Annotated in this window: 16 protein-coding genes and 1 pseudogene; 7 read left to right on the plus strand and 10 right to left on the minus strand. The window is 58.3% G+C overall.

Going from position 1 to position 17,637, the window contains the following annotated elements:
* Window positions 1-47: 47 nt before the first annotated feature.
* Window positions 48-785 (minus strand): cyclase family protein, encoded by a 738-nt coding sequence (locus tag HOP44_RS14465; RefSeq protein WP_172254512.1) that lies wholly within the window; start codon window positions 783-785, stop codon window positions 48-50.
* Window positions 786-932: 147 nt separating this feature from the next.
* On the opposite strand from HOP44_RS14465, the gene HOP44_RS14470 reads away from it, so the two are divergent.
* On the plus strand, window positions 933-2,219 hold the full coding sequence (locus HOP44_RS14470) for a M20/M25/M40 family metallo-hydrolase (RefSeq protein WP_172254514.1): 1,287 nt from the start codon (window positions 933-935) through the stop codon (window positions 2,217-2,219).
* Between the two features lie 94 nt (window positions 2,220-2,313).
* On the opposite strand, the gene HOP44_RS14475 is transcribed toward HOP44_RS14470, so the two are convergent.
* The 4 genes from HOP44_RS14475 to HOP44_RS14490 all read right to left on the minus strand — a co-directional run bounded on the left by HOP44_RS14475 (window position 2,314) and on the right by HOP44_RS14490 (window position 6,148).
* Complete coding sequence (locus tag HOP44_RS14475) at window positions 2,314-2,949, minus strand: methylated-DNA--[protein]-cysteine S-methyltransferase (protein ID WP_425501877.1); 636 nt, start codon at window positions 2,947-2,949, stop codon at window positions 2,314-2,316.
* 26 nt (window positions 2,950-2,975) lie between these two features.
* Window positions 2,976-3,911 (minus strand): DNA-3-methyladenine glycosylase 2, encoded by a 936-nt coding sequence (locus tag HOP44_RS14480; protein WP_343059898.1) that lies wholly within the window; start codon window positions 3,909-3,911, stop codon window positions 2,976-2,978.
* Window positions 3,908-4,543 carry a bifunctional transcriptional activator/DNA repair enzyme AdaA gene (locus HOP44_RS14485; protein ID WP_172254516.1) on the minus strand — a complete coding sequence of 212 codons (636 nt, stop codon included), beginning with the start codon at window positions 4,541-4,543 and terminating at the stop codon, window positions 3,908-3,910. The genes HOP44_RS14480 and HOP44_RS14485 overlap by 4 nt, the downstream gene beginning before the upstream one ends.
* Window positions 4,544-4,699: 156 nt before the next feature.
* Window positions 4,700-6,148, minus strand: coding sequence for an N-acetylmuramoyl-L-alanine amidase family protein (locus HOP44_RS14490; RefSeq protein ID WP_172254518.1), 1,449 nt, complete (start codon window positions 6,146-6,148; stop codon window positions 4,700-4,702).
* A 275-nt stretch (window positions 6,149-6,423) separates the two neighbouring features.
* Here HOP44_RS14490 and HOP44_RS14495 point away from each other — a divergent pair, with 275 nt between their 5' ends.
* A complete protein-coding gene (locus tag HOP44_RS14495) occupies window positions 6,424-6,759 on the plus strand; it encodes a DUF3024 domain-containing protein (RefSeq protein ID WP_172254520.1) in 336 nt (111 codons plus the stop codon).
* Between the two features lie 55 nt (window positions 6,760-6,814).
* On the opposite strand, the gene HOP44_RS14500 is transcribed toward HOP44_RS14495, so the two are convergent.
* A complete protein-coding gene (locus HOP44_RS14500) occupies window positions 6,815-7,783 on the minus strand; it encodes a substrate-binding domain-containing protein (RefSeq protein ID WP_172254522.1) in 969 nt (322 codons plus the stop codon).
* Between the two features lie 139 nt (window positions 7,784-7,922).
* Between HOP44_RS14500 and HOP44_RS14505 the strand changes: the two genes are divergently transcribed.
* Window positions 7,923-8,396 (plus strand): PRD domain-containing protein, encoded by a 474-nt coding sequence (locus HOP44_RS14505; RefSeq protein ID WP_172254529.1) that lies wholly within the window; start codon window positions 7,923-7,925, stop codon window positions 8,394-8,396.
* Here HOP44_RS14505 and HOP44_RS14510 read toward each other — a convergent pair.
* A pseudogene (locus tag HOP44_RS14510) lies at window positions 8,375-8,680 on the minus strand (helix-turn-helix transcriptional regulator); the annotation flags it as partial. The gene HOP44_RS14505 and the pseudogene HOP44_RS14510 overlap by 22 nt on opposite strands.
* Between HOP44_RS14510 and HOP44_RS22640 the strand changes: the two are divergent.
* Window positions 8,646-9,050 (plus strand): hypothetical protein, encoded by a 405-nt coding sequence (locus HOP44_RS22640; RefSeq protein WP_216667593.1) that lies wholly within the window; start codon window positions 8,646-8,648, stop codon window positions 9,048-9,050. The pseudogene HOP44_RS14510 and the gene HOP44_RS22640 sit on opposite strands and share 35 nt — an antisense overlap.
* On the opposite strand, the gene HOP44_RS14520 is transcribed toward HOP44_RS22640, so the two are convergent.
* The 3 genes from HOP44_RS14520 to HOP44_RS14530 all read right to left on the minus strand — a co-directional run bounded on the left by HOP44_RS14520 (window position 9,004) and on the right by HOP44_RS14530 (window position 12,799).
* Entirely contained in the window at window positions 9,004-10,767 is a 1,764-nt protein-coding gene (locus tag HOP44_RS14520) for a methyl-accepting chemotaxis protein (RefSeq protein ID WP_172254530.1), read from the minus strand. The genes HOP44_RS22640 and HOP44_RS14520 overlap by 47 nt on opposite strands.
* A gap of 253 nt (window positions 10,768-11,020) precedes the next feature.
* A complete protein-coding gene (locus HOP44_RS14525; RefSeq protein WP_172254531.1) occupies window positions 11,021-11,860 on the minus strand; it encodes an isocitrate lyase/PEP mutase family protein in 840 nt (279 codons plus the stop codon).
* 138 nt (window positions 11,861-11,998) lie between these two features.
* A complete protein-coding gene (locus tag HOP44_RS14530; protein ID WP_172254532.1) occupies window positions 11,999-12,799 on the minus strand; it encodes a hypothetical protein in 801 nt (266 codons plus the stop codon).
* A 316-nt stretch (window positions 12,800-13,115) separates the two neighbouring features.
* Here HOP44_RS14530 and HOP44_RS14535 point away from each other — a divergent pair, with 316 nt between their 5' ends.
* The 3 genes from HOP44_RS14535 to HOP44_RS14545 all read left to right on the plus strand — a co-directional run bounded on the left by HOP44_RS14535 (window position 13,116) and on the right by HOP44_RS14545 (window position 17,488).
* Window positions 13,116-13,874: an exodeoxyribonuclease III gene (locus tag HOP44_RS14535; RefSeq protein WP_172254533.1), complete on the plus strand. Its 759-nt coding sequence runs from the start codon at window positions 13,116-13,118 to the stop codon at window positions 13,872-13,874.
* 265 nt (window positions 13,875-14,139) lie between these two features.
* Window positions 14,140-15,993 carry a sensor histidine kinase gene (locus HOP44_RS14540; RefSeq protein WP_172254534.1) on the plus strand — a complete coding sequence of 618 codons (1,854 nt, stop codon included), beginning with the start codon at window positions 14,140-14,142 and terminating at the stop codon, window positions 15,991-15,993.
* Entirely contained in the window at window positions 15,968-17,488 is a 1,521-nt protein-coding gene (locus HOP44_RS14545) for a response regulator transcription factor (protein ID WP_172254536.1), read from the plus strand. Before HOP44_RS14540 ends, HOP44_RS14545 begins: the two co-directional genes overlap by 26 nt.
* Window positions 17,489-17,637 lie beyond the last annotated feature (149 nt).

Raw genomic sequence — 17,637 nt, forward strand, 5'->3', positions numbered from 1 at the left:
TCCGGACGTTCAGGCGTTCGGATATGTAGGGTGACCCCGGCGTCCGCTCAAGGCAGAATGGCAAACGACCGCACCGGGAACCCCGACGCTTTTTCCGCTTTCGGCACGATATTGAAAATGACCGCGCCCGTAGGCGGAACAAGGTCCAGGTTGGTCAGCAGCTCCACTTGATAAACATCCTGTTCCAGCACATAATATTCGCCGAGCAGCGCGCCGTTCTTGGTATAATCCGCGGCGGAATCCGTGTCGAACGTCTCATGGCCGACAGCCTGGACGCCGCGGTCCTTCAGCAGCAGCGCAAGCGCTTCGATCGACCAGCCCGGCGCGTGGTTGCGGCCGTCCGCGTCTTTGTTCTCGAATTCCTCCTGACTTGGCCAGCGTTTGCTCCAGTCCGTACGCAGCGCAACGAAGCTGCCCGGCTGAATCCGACCGTGCTGCGCTTCGAATGCTTCGATGTCTGCCGCCGACAGCGAATAATCCGCATCCGCCGCCGCTTCGGCCGACTTGTCGATCACGATCAGCGGCAGCACCAGTTCTTTCAGCTCCAACTGGTCGAGATAGCGGGCATCCCGGACGAAATGAATCGGAGCATCCAGATGCGTGCCGTATTGGCCGGGGAAATGGAAGCGTTGGGCAAAAAAACCGTCCTCGTGCGTAAACAGCGTCTCGAATTCGGCAGCGGCAAAAGCGGCGAAATGCGGAGAGTCCGGGCCGAAGGTATGGGTCAGATCGATCCACTGTTTTTCTTTGAGCAGCTTAAGGGCGTCGAGCAGAGCGTTTGTCATGGAATCCCACCTCTTTTTTCCTTTTTAATCGTTCATTATAAAGCGTAAGGTTTGGAGAAAACAAGGTTACGCTTGGGTGCGGCCTATGATAACATGGAAATTAATGCTTAACGAGGGAAAAAAACAGGAAGAGGAGGATTTTCTTTCATGACCGAAACAGCCGGAGCTCCGAAAGTCCGCATATCCGAACAAACGACCCGGGTCTTCGACCGTCTGACCCAAGATCCGTCGGTTCATCGGGCATTCGATTTTCTCAAGGAAGACAACGAACGGACCACCGGCGAACAAATTGAACTGACCGAAATCGAAGCGCCTACGTTCGAAGAGGCGGAGAAGGGACGGTTGTTCGCGCGCAAGCTGTCCGAATTGGGCGTCGAAGACGTCGCTGTCGACGAAGCCGGCAGTGTGTTCGGCCTGCGTAAAGGAAACGGCAGCGGGCCTCGGCTTGTAGTCTGCGCCCATCTCGACACCGTCTTTCCGCGCGGAACAAATGTCCAAGCCCGCCGGGAAGGAAGCCGGATCTATGCTCCCGGGATTGCCGACGATGGCCGCGGCCTGGCCTCGGTATTGACCCTGCTGCGCGCGTTGAACCAAGCCGGCCTCCGTACGGAAGGCGACCTGCTGGTCGGCGCCACCGTCGGCGAAGAAGGACTCGGCGATTTGCGCGGAGTCAAAACGCTGTTTGCAGGCCGCCGCGATCTTGACGGCTTTATCTCGATCGAGCCGGGAACGCCGGACCGGATCACTTATCTGGGTGCAGGCAGCAAACGCTACAAAGTAACGTTCGAAGGCCCCGGCGGGCACAGCTTCGGCAGCTTTGGCACACCGAGTCCGATCCATGCCCTGGGCCGGGCAATCGGCAGAATCGCCGACCTTGAGGTGCCGCATCATCCGAAAACGACGTTCAATATCGGCGTGGTCCAAGGCGGCACATCGGTCAATACGATTGCCGAAACGGCGGAAGCCGTTATCGATCTGCGCTCCGTTTCCCGGGAGCATCTGGAGCGCCTGGAAAGCCGGGTGCTCGAGTTGATCCGGCAGGCCGCCCACGACGAAAATAGCCGCTGGCGGCGTACGGATGCGATCAAAGTACGGATCGAGCGGGTCGGCGATCGTCCGGCCGGCTCCCAATCTCCCGACAGCGCAATCGTACAGGCGGCGGCCGGAGCCGGGATCGCCATGGGCTTCCGTCCGATTCTCGAAGGGCCGAGCAGTACCGATGCGAATGTTCCGATCGACTTGGGGATTCCGGCCGTTACACTTGGCGGAGGCGGCGATTTCGGCGGTGCGCATACGCTGGGCGAGTATTACGATCCGACCGATGCCCATCTCGGTGTACAGAAGATTCTGCTGACGATCCTCGGCCTTGTCGGACTTGCCGGGGTTACGGATCCTCTGCTGCCGAAGCGGAGCGGGCAGCAAGCGGAAGATTAGACATACAGGTAGGCAAAGCAAATAAGCCGTCCGACAGGTCGATGACCTGACTGGACGGCTTATTCGTGCTGCTGGTTTTGGCCAAACCGAGCTTTTACTTGCGGGCAAAACGCGCTTCGTGCTGCAGCAGCCATTCTTTGCGCCACAGTCCGCCGGCGTAGCCCGTGAGCTTGCCGTTGCTGCCGATGATGCGGTGGCACGGCAGCACGATGCTGAGTTTGTTGCGTCCGTTGGCGGAGCCGACGGCCCGCACGGCCCGTTCGCTGCCTACGGCGACGGCGAGGTCTTTGTAGGAACGGGAAGCCGCATAAGGGACAGAAGCCAGTTCGTTCCAGACGGAGCGCTGGAAGACCGTACCGTCGAAAGCATACGGGAAATCGAACGTCTGCCGTTCGCCGCGGAAATACTCGGCAAGTTGGTTCCGGGCCTGCCGCAGGGGCTCGGGTAGAGCCGATTCCGCAAGGTCTTCTTCGGATCCCGCCGTCCGTTCGGGGATCGAAGGGGGCGGGAACGGATTCACGGCCGGCCAGCCTTCGGGCATGGTCAGATCCGTGAACAGGATCGAATAGACGGCTTCCGAGGTCCCTTCGATTGCGAGCTCGCCGAGCGGCGACAGGTAGAGCAGCCGATGCATCGAAGCGGCATCGCCGGCCGGGCGAATATCGGCGGAGAGCTCTACCGCCGGCGCGGCGGAAATTGCGGGAGCGGATAAAGCGGGTTTGCTGTTCATGGGACAATACCTCCTGAGGAATGATCTTACAGCAGCGACTGCCACAGATAGAAAGCCGCCATTGCTTCGAAGCCGCGCCAGCCGGCGGCGGCCTGCTCGATTTCGGCCGGCAGCGGTTTGCGGTCAAGTCCGAGACCGGCTTTGAGTGCCTGATGCAGTCCGGCGTCCCCGGCGGGAAAAGCGTCCGGGTGACGCAGACATTTGATGCCGACATAGTCCGCCGTCCAGGCGCCTACACCCCGGATCGCAAGCAGCGTCTCGCGCGCTTCGGGTTGTTCCATGCGCAGCAGCGAACATTTGGACAAGCGGCCTTCTTCCAGCAGCCGGGCGGCGCCGATCACGTATTCCGCTTTGCGCCCCGAGAACTGCAGGGGCCGCAGATCGTCCGGCGCCAGCGCCGCGATCACATCCGGACGAGGAAAGAGGCGTTCGGGCCCGCTCCATGGATCTTCGCCCGGCAGCGCTTCGCCGTAAGTTTCAACCAGCCGTTTCTTCATCGTATAGGCAAACGGCAGATTGATCTGCTGGCCGATTATCGCCCAGGCCAAAGCTTCGAACAGATCGGGAATGCCGATCAGCCGCAGTCCGCGGTGGGCCGATACGACGGGCGCCAGAAGCGGGTCTTTTTGAGCCATGGCATAGAACGGCTCAAGGTCTTCGTCCAGGCCGAACCATTCGCGGACGTAACAGGCAGCGGCCGTGCGAATCTCCGGCGGTTCGTTCTGCGGGAATTCGATAAGCAGCATGGCCGTATCCTTTGCAGGCTGGATTTTCAGGCGTACAAGATGCCCGTCCAGATCGACGACTTCGACCAGCTGTTCGCCTTCGATCCGGTGCAGCACCTCAAGCTTCGATCTTCCCAGATAAGCGAGACATTCCGGCCAGCTGAACAGGGAAGGGAGAGGCAGCTCTATTCGGTGCGCAGCCGCAGGATTTGGCGGATCGTCCGCAGAACCGCTCACGTCGCCGACGCCGCGCTGCCGCGGCGAAGCTCCGGAATCGGCGGTTTGCTCCGGATGGTCTCGCGAACGACAGGGGTTCCCCGTGCCCGGTACTCGCCGGGGGAACAATCGTGCAGACGCCGGAACGCCCGGTAGAAATTGGACGGCGTGTGAAAGCCCGCTTCGTAACCGATCTCGAGATTCGACAAGGTGCTGCATCTCAGCAGGTGGGCCGCCCGGTCGACGCGGATTTTTTCCAGATAGATCCTCGGCGTTTCGCCGGTCTCCTGTTTGAACAGACGTTCGAAATAGTACGGACTCAGACCGACATGGTTGGCGATATCCGCAAGCATCGGGTTTTCCCGGTAATGGGCAATGAGGTAGGAACGTGCCTGAAGCACGCAGTCGTTCCATGGCGAATGTTCGACTTCCGGCTGGCATCGTTTGCAGGGCCGGTAGCCGGCCGCTTCCGACTCGGACAAGCCCAGGTAGAACTCTACATTTTGTTTTTTCGGTTTGCGGGAACGGCAGGACGGCCGGCAGTAGATCCGGGTCGTCTTCACGGCGGTGAAGAACAATCCGTCGTACCGGGCATCGCAGGCCAGTATCTTCTCCCACATCTCTTCGAAAGAAAGCGAAATGGCGCTTCTCATCGCGAATCTCCCCTTTTCCTGCATCGGGTTGGCGGTGTTTCTGTCTTTTATTGTAACAGTCCCGGCATCCAAACGGACTCCTAATTATTGCTCTCACGGTCTGTGGCAGAACAAAAAAAGCGAGAGCCCCGGCATCGGGGCTTTCGCTTTTTGGAATCAATCAAGACCCAGGTATTCTTTCAGTCCGTCCACGATCGCTTCCGCGACTTTCTGCTGGAAATCGTCCTGCGCGATCGCGGCGGCTTCCTGCGCATTGGTCAAAAATCCGATTTCCAGCAGGGCCGCCGGCATCGTCGTTTGACGAATCACGATGAAGTTGGCCTGTTTGGAACCGCGATCCCTGAAGCCTGTAGCCGCCTGAACATGTTTCTGGATCGTGTCCGACAGCGATTTGCTGCGAGCGGCGTCGGCGTAAAACGTCTCGGTGCCGACCGCGCTTGCGGCTGCCGCATTGGTGTGGATCGACAAGAATACGTCCGCTCCGGCATCGTTGGCAAGCTTCGCGCGCCCTTCGCGCGTCGGATAGGTATCGTCGCTGCGCGTCATGATCAAATCGATATCCGGCTCCTGCCTAAGCAGGGCGGCGACCTTCAAGCTTACACTCAGAACCATATCTTTTTCTTTGAGGCCGTTTCCGATCCCGCCGGCATCTTGAGCGCCGTGTCCCGGATCGATGACCACGATCTTTTTGCCGTCGGTTCCGACAGGAGGAGCGGTGCCTTCGTCGTTCAGTTCCACGATGACCAGATTGCCCTGGGGATACACATTGTAGCCGACGGCACGGTTGAGGTCGATTACGACCCGTACGGTCGAAGGACTTTCGCTGTAGAGCGAGTAGCGGACCTGCTTGACGGCCGGCGAAGTTTCCACCGGGAGCGTCGCCACTTGTCCCAGCTTCAACGGGCCGTTCTGCAGCAGGCCGGCTCCGATATAGCTGCCGGGCAGGTCGACGACGATTCGGTCGGGACCGGTCAGCGCGGAAGCTTTCGGGTTCAGGAGCGCGGCCGCGGAAATCGTCAGGCGGTTATCGCTGAAGCTGATTCCGTCAATGGAAGTTCCGATCTGCGGTGCGGGTCCGGTCGGCGGCAGCGGCGTTTCCGGCTGCGGAATAGCAGGAGGATTCGCCGGGGTATTGGCCGGATTCTCAAACTGCGTTTGCAGATAGACCGTTTTGCTGTTCTGTTCCCATTTGACGCCAAGTCCCATCTGCGAACCTACGAAACGAAGCGGTACGTAAGTCGTATCGGCCTGAACAAAAGGAGCCTGCTGCATCGTGACGGAAGCCGTTCCGGCATTCGCCGTCAGGCTTCCGAGGGTCAGCACCAGCGGAGAAGCGGAACTGCCGATCGTGATTCGTCCCGCCGACCGGTTCCAGTTGACCGAATAACCGAGCTGCTGCGACACGACCCGGATCGGAACCATCGTGGTTCCGCCGACGACCACAGGTTCCGCTCCTTCGATCGTGCGGCCGTCCAATACGATACTCGTACCGGCTCCGGCAGCCGCGGCGGACAGGTGCGTGCCCGGCAGGGCCAAGACGAACAGCAGCACGACAGCCAGGAAAACGGAAGCCGTCTTTTTCCATACTTGTTTTCCGAATTTCATTCTCACTTCTCCTTTTTCTCTGATGGACAGGGAACGGGCCAACTCTTCAAAGGTTTAGACGCGGGAGAGACGCAAATAGTTCCCTCAAGGCAAAAAGGTTTGTTTTACACAAAACTATAGCATAGCGGAGCAGAGTTCAACCTTTTTTAAGTTTGACAGAATTCGCATAAAGCCGTATATTTTGATTAATCGTAATTATTACTATTAAATCCGGGCAAGAGCCGGCTTTTCGTATTCGGTCCTGCGGATTTTCGGAGAAAGAGGAGAGAGACTTTATGGATACCTGGACAGAGAAACGGCTCGAAGCGCTGCTGCGCGGCTATATTTCGGAGAAGATTCCGCCGAGCATGCGCACGGCCGTTCGAATCGTGTACCGTCTGGAAAAAGACCGCGTCACGCTGACGGAAGAACGTCCCGAGTCTCCGCGCCAAGGCTGGACCGGCAAAGACCTGGCGCAGTTCCGCCTCGAACAAGGAGCATGGAGTATATATGCCAAACAGGGCGACGGACCCGAAGAATGGATCCCTGCCCGCTCGATCGAACCGAGACCGGATTTTGAAGATCAGCTGGAGCAGTTTGAGTTGGACCAAGAAGGTCTGTTCTGGAAGTAAGCACGGCCGAAACAGACGGTCCGATTCATCGGCGTGTTTGCCGCGGGGAATGCCGTCAGGTCGTCGCCCGCTCCACCAGCCGGAAATTCAGCGGACGCAGCGGCAGTTCGATGTCTTCGATCCGGCTGCGGATCATCGCAAATGCGTTGGCCGCCTGCTCGTCTACCGGATAATGGATGGTTGTCAGGTCCAGCAGATGGGCGAAGTCGAGATTGTCGAAGCCGCATACGGCAAAATCTTCCGGCACCCGCAGACCCAGCCTGCGGGCTTCCGCGACCAGACCGGCAGCGACTTGATCGTTGGTGGTGGCGAAAGCGTCTGGAATCCGTCCGGATTCCAGCCACCAGCGGGCCAGCTCTTCGCCGTGCGCCGTTGTCCCCCGTTCCATAAAAGACGGCGCAGCCTGGGGATCGAGGTCGTATTTGCGGCAAAAATCCGCGAAAGCTTCGATCCGGCTCTGCGTATTCAGGCGCGTGCCGACTCCGTATACGTTGCAGATCCGGCGATAGCCGCGTGCATGCAAGTGCTCGAGGCCCAGCATGTAACCGTCGTACTGATCCATGAATACGGAAGGAACTTCCTCGTGCACGACCCGCTGCCAGGAAACGATAGGTCCGTACTTGGCATAGCTTGCGATCGTCGGCAGCCCGCTCAGGAACATCACAAATACGAGGGCATCCACCTGTTTGCGGCGCAGCCCTTCGAGCGCTTCGCGTTCTTTGGCCGTATCGAACCCGGTCATGAACAAGGTGACGGTATAACCGTTCTCCTGAGCCGCCCGCACGAAGCCGCCCGTAAACAGACTGACCGACTCTTCAAAAGAAGGCGCGACCAGCCCGATCCGCCGGGTTGTTCCGCTCTTGAGCAGAACGGCGTTCGCGTTGGGCACGTAATCGAACTGCCGGGCGACCTCGAGCACCCTGAGCTTCTTCTCTTCGCTGACATAGCCTTTCCCGCTGAGCGCACGCGAAGCCGTGGATGGCGATACGCCGGCTCTTCGGGCGATTTCCTGAATATTGGTCACATGCTTCGCCTCCCCTCACCCAAGTATAACCCGAAAAATATTTCGCCTGCCGCTCCAAAAGCGGTTGACCTGAAATCGATGCCATATCTTAAGCTGGGGACAGAGAAGATCGGGCAGATCGAAAACGGAGGCGGAACATATGAAAATTACGCAAATCATCAACGACCATGCGGTGGTCGCACAGACGGAATATACGGGACAAGCCGGGAATCTATCCGGCTGCACGAAAGCAAGCGGGGAAGCGCGATATTTGCGTGCCGTAATCGAAACCGCATTCGATTTGATCGGCCGGCGGTTCGGAGTCGAAGCCGCGGATGTATCGGCGCTCACCTACCGGAGGTTTGCCGAGCATCTGCGGACTACGATTCGCCGGGCGATCGGGACCGAGCGGCGCGGTTCGGCGGTCGACCCGGCATTGGGCCGGCTGGTCCGCACGCATCTGCCGGATTGTTTCGAATGTGCGGCGGACATCCGGATGGAACTGGAATGTCTCTGCGGCGCACGGCTGCCGGAAGACGAACTGTTCGATTTGATGCTGCATGTGCATAAGATCGTTTCGAATACGGACAAGCGGATCAGGCCTGCGGGAACTCACACTTCCCCGAAGGTCTGAGGATCGCCGGCAGGCATACGGCGCAGCCGGCGGACATCGCTGAGAGGAGGCAGACCGAACAGTCTGGCGTATTCCCGGTTGAACTGCGAAGGGCTCTCCTAACCGACACGGAAAGCGGCTTCGGCCGCCTGGACCGGTTCGCTCAGCAGCATCTTTCTCGCTTCCTGCAGCCGGATCCGTTTCTGGAACTGCAAAGGACTCATGGCGGTGATTGCGCGGAAATAACGATGCAGCGAAGAAGTGCTCATCTTGGCTTCTCCCGCAAGTTTTTCGATCCGCAGCGGGATCGGCGAGGCGGCGGCACGTCTGCTGGCCGATCGCGGAGCGAAAGTAATGCTCGGGGCCAGACGCACGGTGCGCGAGTATCGGCGTATCTCGCTGCCGGCTCGGGCAATCGCCGAAGCGATTCTCTACGCGGTCTCCCAGCCGGAAGGAGTCGACGTCAACGAGCTGACCGTCCGGCCTTCGAAGGATGCCGCTGAACCCGGCCCGACCGCCTTCCGCACGCAAAGAACCCCGGGACGAATCTCCATTCGTCCCGGGGTTCTTTGTCGTGATGTATGTCAGGGCAAACGGAGAGGCTGCTCTATGCTCTACTGCCCCGGGATCAACCTTCCGCTTGTTCGTGCCCTTTGGTACGGAACTGGCGGGTGACGGACTGCATGCCGTCCGCAAGTTCGGCCAGACGCTGGGAGACCGCGTTCAGTTCTCGTGCGGAGCGCTGCTGTTCGTCCGCGCTGGCCGCCACTTCTTCGGTCATGGCCGAAGTTTGTTCGGTAGCCGCCGCAATATCGTTCATATGCTGTTCTACCTCCCGCCGCACCTCCTGCATATCGCCGGTTCTGCGCTGAAGCTGACCGGCGAGCCCTTCGACTTGTCCCGAGATATCCAACACTTCGCCAAAAGTTTGCAGACAATCCGAGATCTGCGCTTCCTGTTCCCGGGTCAAGACGCGGTTTACTTCGAAGTGTCCGTTCATTATGCCCACCTGGTCGACGAAGGAACCGAGAATACGGTCGATTTCCTGAATGGAATCTTTGGACTGCTGGGCGAGCAGTCCCATTTCTCCGGCGACGACCGCAAATCCTTTGCCGGCTTCTCCCGCCCGCGAAGCTTCGATCGTGGCGTTGAGCGCCAGAATCTGTGTTTGTTTGACGATGGTGTTCAGCTGTCCGCTGATCGAAGCGGCCAGCTTCGATTTCTGGTCGAGTTCGCTGGACATCGCGGTCAGGTCGTCGGTGCGCCGCGCATTCTCCCGGCTTTTCTCGAGCAGCACTTCATGTTCGCGGCTGACTTTTACCTGAACACTGCCCAGCTGCTTCGACATGTCGGTAAATCGGAGCACGTACGAACCGACCTCGTCCATCATGCCGCCGAGCTGATCGGTCAAACGTACGGCATTCTCCGTTTCTTCCGCCTGCTGCATCGAACCCGAAGCGATCTCCCGAATGGCCCGTGTCAATTCCTCGGCCTGTTGACCGTTCGTATGGGAAGACTGTTCGATATGGCTGGCCGATTCCACAAGCGTGTCCGAGCCGCTCTTGATCTGTTCGATCATATCCGTGATCCGGGAAGTCATATGACCGGTCAGCTGCGCAATATCGCCAAGCTGATCGCCCGTAATCCGGTCGACGGATACGTCGAGGTTGCCTTGGGCAGCTTGTTCCAGTCCTTCTTTGATTCCGGCGACCTGCTTGAGCAGACGGTTGACCACCCACAGCATAATGAGCATCGAAACGATCAAGGCCGCGGCGAATACCGGGATTACGATCAGGTATGCACTCTTGAGGGTCTCCGACGTCACTTGCTCCAGGGTGTTTGCGGCAACGTCGATTCCGAGGTAGCCGATTATGGCATTGTCGGCGCCGCGGATCGGAGTGAAGGACGAGAACAGCTTGCCCCATTCTTCGCTGTCGACGACCGGTGTGTTGACCGTCAGACCTTTAATCAGATTGCCTTCGACATCGGCGTCGAATTCGGCTTCCATTCCCAGAGGGCTATATTCTTTGTCGTCCCAAGCCGCTCCGTCGACGGTATATCTCCAGCCGGAGTCGGTCTTGTCGAGCATATAGACGTAGAGAACGCCTGATTGCAGGCGAAGGGCGTTCAATTCTTCCCGCAGTTTACGGTAATCTTCCGTCTTTTCACCGTTTTCGTAAACGTTTTGAATGGCTTCCGATTGGGTGCCGAGCCGCAGTGCCGTGTTCTCGGCCAGCCGCTGCGTATCTTTTTGCATGGTGGAGAGCGCAGCCTGCTCGACCGCCGAGCGTGTCATTAGCGTGACAAGTATACCGATAATCAAAAGCGGTACCAGGATTACCAGATAGAGTTTCGTGCGTAGCCCATAAAATCTGCGATTCTTTGTGTTCAAAATTTCTGTACCTCCTTGATGTTCGTCTGGCTCTTCATTATCGTCGAAAAATGTCGCATTTTTAATAGTTATTCGTAAACAAGTGAAAGAAAATGAGTAGATGCCCAGCGCCGAAGCGTACGAAAACCGGCAAATGGCCGACAGATCCGTTCCTGCCGCGAATGTCCCTAAGAAAAGGCCCAAACCAAAAAAACCGGTCCGCATGCAGACCGGTTTTTGGAAGGATCTGTCCCTGTGCGGCTGCAAAGGACGTTTATTCGTCGGCCTCATACAGCGAAGCCGTAGTCCGATGCCGCCAAAGTTCCGCAGCGGAGCGATCCAGCCAAGCGAACATCTTGTCGGATAACGCGTTGCCGAAGCTGAATCGGCGGACGCCCAGCGTGTGCAGGCGGGAAGGGGAAGTCAGCCCCGGAAGCGACATGATATTCAGCGGAACCGTGATCGCCGAAGCGGCTGCGGCAATGTCTTCGTCTTTTCCCAGTCCCGGCACGAAAATCCCGCTGGCTCCGCTGCCGGCATAAGCTTCGGCCCGGATCAGCGTCTCCTTGAGCGGATCTGCCAAGCCGGAGATCAGATAAGAATCGGTGCGGGCGTTGAGGAACAATCCCTTGAACCCCCGTGTGTCCAGCGCATGTCGAATCTGTGCCAGCAGTCTGGCCTGTTCGGTGTAATCGCGCAGGCCGACTTGGTCTTTCGGCGAATCTTCGACATTGAGACCGGCTGCGCCCGCATCGGCCATACGGAGCGCATTGTCGACAATGTCTCCGAACCGCGAAGCGTAACCGGCTTCGATATCCGCCGATACCGGAACGTGCAGATGAGCGGTCATATCGCGTACGATCGACACGTGGCGGTCGAAACCGACCTGTTCGCCGTCGCCCGCTCCGATTCCGTCGGCAATGCCCCGACTGGTCGTTCCGACTGCCGGAAAGCCGGCCCGTTCGAGAGAAAGCGCGGAAGCGGTATCCCAGGCGTTTCCGAGAAACAGGATTTCCGGTGCGTGATGCAGACGGTTGAATACGGAAATGGCGGACGTGTGCAGATCTGTATTCGCTGCGGCAAACGGGTGTGGAGAGTGGATCGGATCGGTCATGATAATAGCCTCCTGTCGGGTATGGAATCAGTCTACAGGCAGGAGGCGCCATGAAACCTCCTTATTCTTGCCCACAGGGTCCCGGGAAGGAACAGGATGCGAAGAAGCGGCCCGTGCCGGCGGGGCGCAAGCTGCTTCTCAGGCAGGAAGTTTGGAGGCTGCCGATTGAATCGCCGCCGAGATCTGTTTCTCCCAACCGTAAATCGTGCGCTGGGAAGCGTGGATCTTCCGCAGTTGGTCGTACATCAGCGTCAGTTCCGCCGCCGCGGTAATCGCATTGCCCTGCTTGACGGCGGAGCGGTAGCGCTTGTAGGCCGCCGCCCTTGTCTTGTTGCAGGACACGATGGTTTTGTTCTCGGCCGTTACCTGTTTCTTCAGCGCCGCTGCGGGAGCAAGGGCGTCTTTGACCGTTTTGGCTTTGGCGGCGGCTTGTTTCTTGGCGAAAGCCAGCGCTTCTTGGGCTTTCTTGAGCTCCAGCTTGGCGGCGTCGGCCGAAGGCTTCAGTTTGTTGCGCTTCAAGTCGAGCAGATCGGCGCTTTTCTTGTCTTTGCGTTTGCGGGCTTCGGCCGCCTGTTTGCCGAGATCGCTGTACTGCCGAATCAGAGGGGCGTGTTTACCCTTGAGCGCCGTCCATTCGGTATTCAAGCGATCGATCTTGGACTTGTCGATCGCTTTCACGGAAGCGTTGACGCTCTTGAGCCGTACCGCACTGTCTTTGCGCAGCGTCTGGATCTCCAGCTTCTCGATCTTGTTGGCGGTCTCCAGCGCGGTGTAGCCGTCGTACAGGGCATCGATGCCCGAAAGCGCCGATGCCCAGGCGCCGGCCGAGGCGCGTCCGGGCGGTGCGGCAAACGGAAAGATCAAGACGAGCGACAGCAGCAGGGCGGTCAAGCGGACGGCAAAGCGGGATTTCGACGGCGTGAATCGGAAAGCGGACATAGGGATTTCAGCTCCTTGTATGAGATGGACCGGAACGTGAAAACGCAAAAAAGCACCCTGCGGAAAGGTTCGGAAACCTTGTCCGCAGGGTGCTTCCCCGCGCCGTTCATGATCGATTGCGTCCACTATACCACAGCCGAAAAACAAGCGTCAATCGAAAAAACGAACGCATGTTTGAAAACTTCCGCCCCGGTTTCGCCCGGAAGAAACCGCCGCATCCGTCCCCGAAACCGCCGGGATTATGGTACACTGGCTGTCGGAGAAGGGGATCGCCTTTCCCGACAGCCTACTGCCAGCGATTAAGGAGATATGCCCCATGAAATTGATTTCCTGGAACGTCAACGGTCTTCGGGCCGCCGTCACCAAAGGTTTCAACGAATATTTCGAACAGCAGGATGCGGATATTTTCTGCGTGCAGGAGACCAAGCTGCAGGAAGGCCAGATCAAGATCGAGCCGACCCGCGGCTATCACCAATATTGGAATTATGCGCTCAAGAAAGGGTATTCCGGAACCGCCGTCTTTACCAAAGTCCGTCCGCTGAGCGTGCGCTACGGCATGGAAGAAGACCGGGAAGACGAAGGCCGGCTGCTGACTTTGGAATACGAATCTTTTTACCTGGTCAATGTCTATACGCCGAATGCCAAGCGCGACCTGACCCGCCTGCCGTACCGGCTGGAGTGGGAAGACCGCTTCCGCCATTATCTCAAGACGCTGGACGCCGTCAAGCCGGTTCTCGTCTGCGGGGATCTGAACGTCGCGCACCGGGAGATCGACCTGAAGAACGCGCGTTCCAATATCGGCAACTCGGGCTTTACGGACGAAGAGCGCGGCAAGATGACCGAGCTGCTGGACGCCGGCTTTATCGATACGTTCCGCTACTTCTATCCGGACCGCGAAGGGGTCTACAGCTGGTGGTCGTATATGATGAAGGTACGCGAACGCAATATCGGTTGGCGGATCGATTATTTCCTCGCTTCCGAGCGCCTGGCTCCCCGGCTGACCGATGCGCGGATCGACTGCCAGATTCTGGGGAGCGATCATTGTCCGGTCGTGCTGGAAATGGAAGAGCCGTGAGCGACAGGGACGATTAACGTCCGAAGACCAAGGCCGCCCCGGAAGAACGTTCTTCCCTAGGGGCGGCCGCGGCTTCGCCGGCAGGCAGGCTTCTTTAATTTGAACAGGCGATCTTTAGTTTTCCCTCTTAATGAAAAGGCTTTCATCGTCTAAGGTAACAAGATGGGGACCTGCGTCGATGGGAGATTCATGTCCGGTACGAGTGGACAGGCGGCGAACGGAGTGCGAAAATATCGAAAAAAAGGGCAGCGGAGAGGAGCGGGGCATGGATATCCTGGGATTTTACCGGAGGACGGTCAAAAACAATCTGTTTACCAAAACCATTCTGCTCTTCTCCTTTATCACGATTGTCACGATTATCGCTTTTTCGTATTTTATGTTTGTCTCCATGTCCCAGTCGACGGTGCGGCGGGAGCTGGACAACCAGAAAGCGGCGATGTCCGCGATCGACCGGTATATCGGCCTGCGGATCGGCGAAGCGTCTTCGATCATGCCCGACCTGTACCGGGATGACGCGCTGTCGCTCGATCTGTCTTATTTCCTCCTGAATCCGTACGCCGACTATGTCCGCTACCGGCTCGACCGGTATGCGCAGACGGGGATCGATGCAGCCAATGCCAAATCCTATTTCAAAAACGTACTCGAGAGCCGCCCGGATATCCGGGCGCTCGTACTCTACAGCAGCGAGCAGCAGGCTTTGTACGCGTATCATCCCGACGGGGAATTTCGGGTAGTGCCGGTCAATGCTTCGCAATCTTATGTGCCCGACGCGATGGCGCTTGAGAACGCGAACGTCTCGGAGCCCAACGCCTGGGTGAACCGGGCGCTCGGAGGAATCGGGGAAGCCATGTACTCGGTCACGGTGCCGGTCAACGACAAACAAAGCTTCAAGAATCTCGGGCAGCTCACCGTCTGGTTCGATTCGGGCCGGCTGCATCAGGCGCTTACCGCTTATGAACAGGAATTCAAAGGCGATATTTTCGTCTTGTCCGCGGACGGCCGGGTACTGTTCGATACGTCGGGCCGTTATTACGGACAGCGTTTTCCGTATGCGCAGCGGCTGGAATCGGTCTACGATGTCAATTCGTCGGGTCCCGCGCCGGAGAACGGTCTGTATTTCAACAAACTGGCTTCGACCGCCGGCGGCTATACCGTTGCGGGAATCCTGGGCGAGCGGGAGGCCGCGGAATCGTACCGGAACCTCCAGCGGACCATTGTGACGATCGGGGCGGTCTGCATCGTATTCGCGATTCTGGTGCCTTCGCTGTTCATTTTCAATTTTGCCAAACGGACGAACCGGATCATCCGGCTGACGCAGCGCGTCAAACGCGGAGACCTGAAGACCCGGCTCAAGGATACGAAAGAAGACGAGCTGGGGCAGATTGCAAGCAGCTTCGACGATATGCTCGACGAGCTGAATCAATATATCGACCGGGTGTACAAAGCGGACATCAAGCAGAAGCATACCGAACTCGCGGCGCTGCAGGCGAGGGTCAATCCGCATTTTTTGTACAATACGCTCGAAGTGATCCGGATGCGGGCCGTATCGCAGGGGGCCAAAGACGTCGGGGAGATGATCTACAGCCTGTCCATGCTGTTCAAAAGCTTCGTGCAGCAAAAAGAAAAGCATACGCTCAAAGACGAGCTGGAAGCCTGCCGGTTGTATCTGGAATTGTTCCGTATCCGCTACAAAGACCGGCTCGCCTACGATATCCAGGCCGATCCTCAGCTGCTTGATCTCGAAGTGCCGAGATTGTCCGTGCAGCCGATCGTCGAGAATTATATCGTGCACGGGATCCGCAGCCGCGACGAAGATAACCGCCTTGTGATCTTTGCGGACCGGGAACAAGGAGATATTGCCGTTCGGGTAAGGGACAACGGCCGGGGCATTCCGGCCGGCAAGCTGCGCGAGCTGCATGCGGGACTCGGCCGAAGCGGCGAAGAGCCGGAAGGCGGATTCGGACTGCGCAGCGTCCACGAACGGCTGCGGCTGCTGTACGGGCCGGAGTACGGCATCACGGTGCACAGCGGAGGACAGGGTCAGGGAACGTCGGTAGAAATTCGTTATCCGGATTCGGGGGAGGAGGAGCGGCATGTACAAAGTATTTCTGGTGGATGACGAACCGTTTATTATCGAAGGGTTGATCGATATCATCGATTGGGCTTCGTTCGGACTGGAAGTGGTCGGCAGTGCGCTTGACGGAAGCGAAGCGCTGGAAGCGCTCCGCGGCACGCCGGCGGATCTGCTGCTGACCGATATTTCCATGCCGGAGACGACCGGGCTGGAATTGATTCGCAGCGTCCGGGCATTCCGGCCGGAACTTAAGGTGATTGTGCTGAGCGGATTCAACGAATTTGATTATCTCAAAGAAGGCATGCGGCTCGGCATCGAGAATTATCTGCTCAAGCCGATCAATGTGGAAGAGCTGGAAGCCACGCTCGCCAACGTGACCGAGAAGCTGCGCCGGGCCGAACGCGAAGAACGGTTCGGCGTGTTCGGAGCCCGGATTATCCGGGACAATGTGCTGCACCGTTGGCTGACGGGGCAGATATCGCAGTCGGAGTTCAATGAGCGGGCGGGTCTTCTGGGCCTGCATTTCGGACATACGCGGCTGGGGGTATTGATTCTGCGCGCCGGGGAGGACGGCGAAGATCTGCCGCGGCGGACGGAAGAAGCGCTGGAAGACGAGAAAGACGGACTGGCGTTTCGGGATATGGACGGCGACGCGGCAGTCGTCGTGACCCTTGCGCAGGACGAAGGCGAAGAGCGGCTGCTGGAAATCGCACGCAAATTGGAGGAGAGACTGGGCAGCGGAATCCGGATCGGCGTCGGCAGCGCAGGTCCGCTGCCTCAGCACGGTTCGGCCAGCCGCAGCGAAGCCAAAAAAGCGTTGGAGTACGCGTTGGTCGATCCGGAACGCCGTTTGTTCCGGTATGCTCCGCCTTCCGCGGCGACTTCGGCCGCGGAGGTTTCCGCCGGGGCGTTGGCCGACCTCGGCCGGGAGTACGGCCGCCTCGTGCTGGCCCGCGACCGCGAAGGACTCATGAAGCGGATCGGCGAAGATATGGCCGCGATCGGCAGGGCGGAGGGCATGACGCCCGAGGAACTGCAGAATATTGCGCTTGGCATCTGCGCGGATCTGCGCGCCGTACTGCGGGAAGTCAAACGCGAAGATGACGGAGAGCCGTTTCTGCAGGTGCTCGACCGGATTCGGAGCGCTTCTCATATGGAGGAACTGGTCGAAGCCGTCCGGCGGGCGGCCGAGGAAACGGTCGGCATGCTGAACCGCGATACGCGCAGTCCGGTGGTGCAGCAGGTACTGGGCCATATCGCCGCCCATTACGGCGAGGAATTGTCGCTGAAGATGCTCGGTTCGCAGTATCGGGTACATCCCGTGTATCTGGGGCAGCTGTTCCACAAGGAAACGGGCGAAACCTTTACCGATTATTTGAACAAATACCGGATCGAGCGGGCCAAGGAAAAGCTGCGTACAACCGCCCAGAAAGTACAGGACATCTCCCGCAGCGTCGGATATTGGGAAACGGGCTATTTCTACAAACAGTTCAAAAAGCATGTCGGCATCTCACCGACCGAATACAAAACGCTTCAATAAAGCTTTCGTTTTCATGTTATTTTCATGTAAATTAATCTTTCATTTTAATGGTAGAGATCGCCTTTAAGGCGGTCTTTTCTTTATTTTGTACCCCGATATATTAGATTTCGAGCCTTTTTGAAAGTGCTTACATCCTTTAGAGTGAATAT

Origin of the sequence: Saccharibacillus deserti, from assembly GCF_013618475.1 — a bacterium.
GTDB classification, from domain to species: Bacteria; Bacillota; Bacilli; order Paenibacillales; family Paenibacillaceae; genus Saccharibacillus; species Saccharibacillus deserti.

What these genes read in the sequence shown, in the direction of transcription:
- HOP44_RS14465 (WP_172254512.1), bottom strand. Translation starts at nt 785, where the DNA reads ATGACAAACGCTCTGCTCGACGCCCTTAAGCTGCTCAAAGAAAAACAG.
- HOP44_RS14470 (WP_172254514.1), top strand. Translation starts at nt 933, where the DNA reads ATGACCGAAACAGCCGGAGCTCCGAAAGTCCGCATATCCGAACAAACG.
- HOP44_RS14475 (WP_425501877.1), bottom strand. Translation starts at nt 2,949, where the DNA reads ATGAACAGCAAACCCGCTTTATCCGCTCCCGCAATTTCCGCCGCGCCG.
- HOP44_RS14485 (WP_172254516.1), bottom strand. Translation starts at nt 4,543, where the DNA reads ATGAGAAGCGCCATTTCGCTTTCTTTCGAAGAGATGTGGGAGAAGATA.
- HOP44_RS14490 (WP_172254518.1), bottom strand. Translation starts at nt 6,148, where the DNA reads ATGAAATTCGGAAAACAAGTATGGAAAAAGACGGCTTCCGTTTTCCTG.
- HOP44_RS14495 (WP_172254520.1), top strand. Translation starts at nt 6,424, where the DNA reads ATGGATACCTGGACAGAGAAACGGCTCGAAGCGCTGCTGCGCGGCTAT.
- HOP44_RS14505 (WP_172254529.1), top strand. Translation starts at nt 7,923, where the DNA reads ATGAAAATTACGCAAATCATCAACGACCATGCGGTGGTCGCACAGACG.
- HOP44_RS14525 (WP_172254531.1), bottom strand. Translation starts at nt 11,860, where the DNA reads ATGACCGATCCGATCCACTCTCCACACCCGTTTGCCGCAGCGAATACA.
- HOP44_RS14530 (WP_172254532.1), bottom strand. Translation starts at nt 12,799, where the DNA reads ATGTCCGCTTTCCGATTCACGCCGTCGAAATCCCGCTTTGCCGTCCGC.
- HOP44_RS14535 (WP_172254533.1), top strand. Translation starts at nt 13,116, where the DNA reads ATGAAATTGATTTCCTGGAACGTCAACGGTCTTCGGGCCGCCGTCACC.
- HOP44_RS14540 (WP_172254534.1), top strand. Translation starts at nt 14,140, where the DNA reads ATGGATATCCTGGGATTTTACCGGAGGACGGTCAAAAACAATCTGTTT.
- HOP44_RS14545 (WP_172254536.1), top strand. Translation starts at nt 15,968, where the DNA reads ATGTACAAAGTATTTCTGGTGGATGACGAACCGTTTATTATCGAAGGG.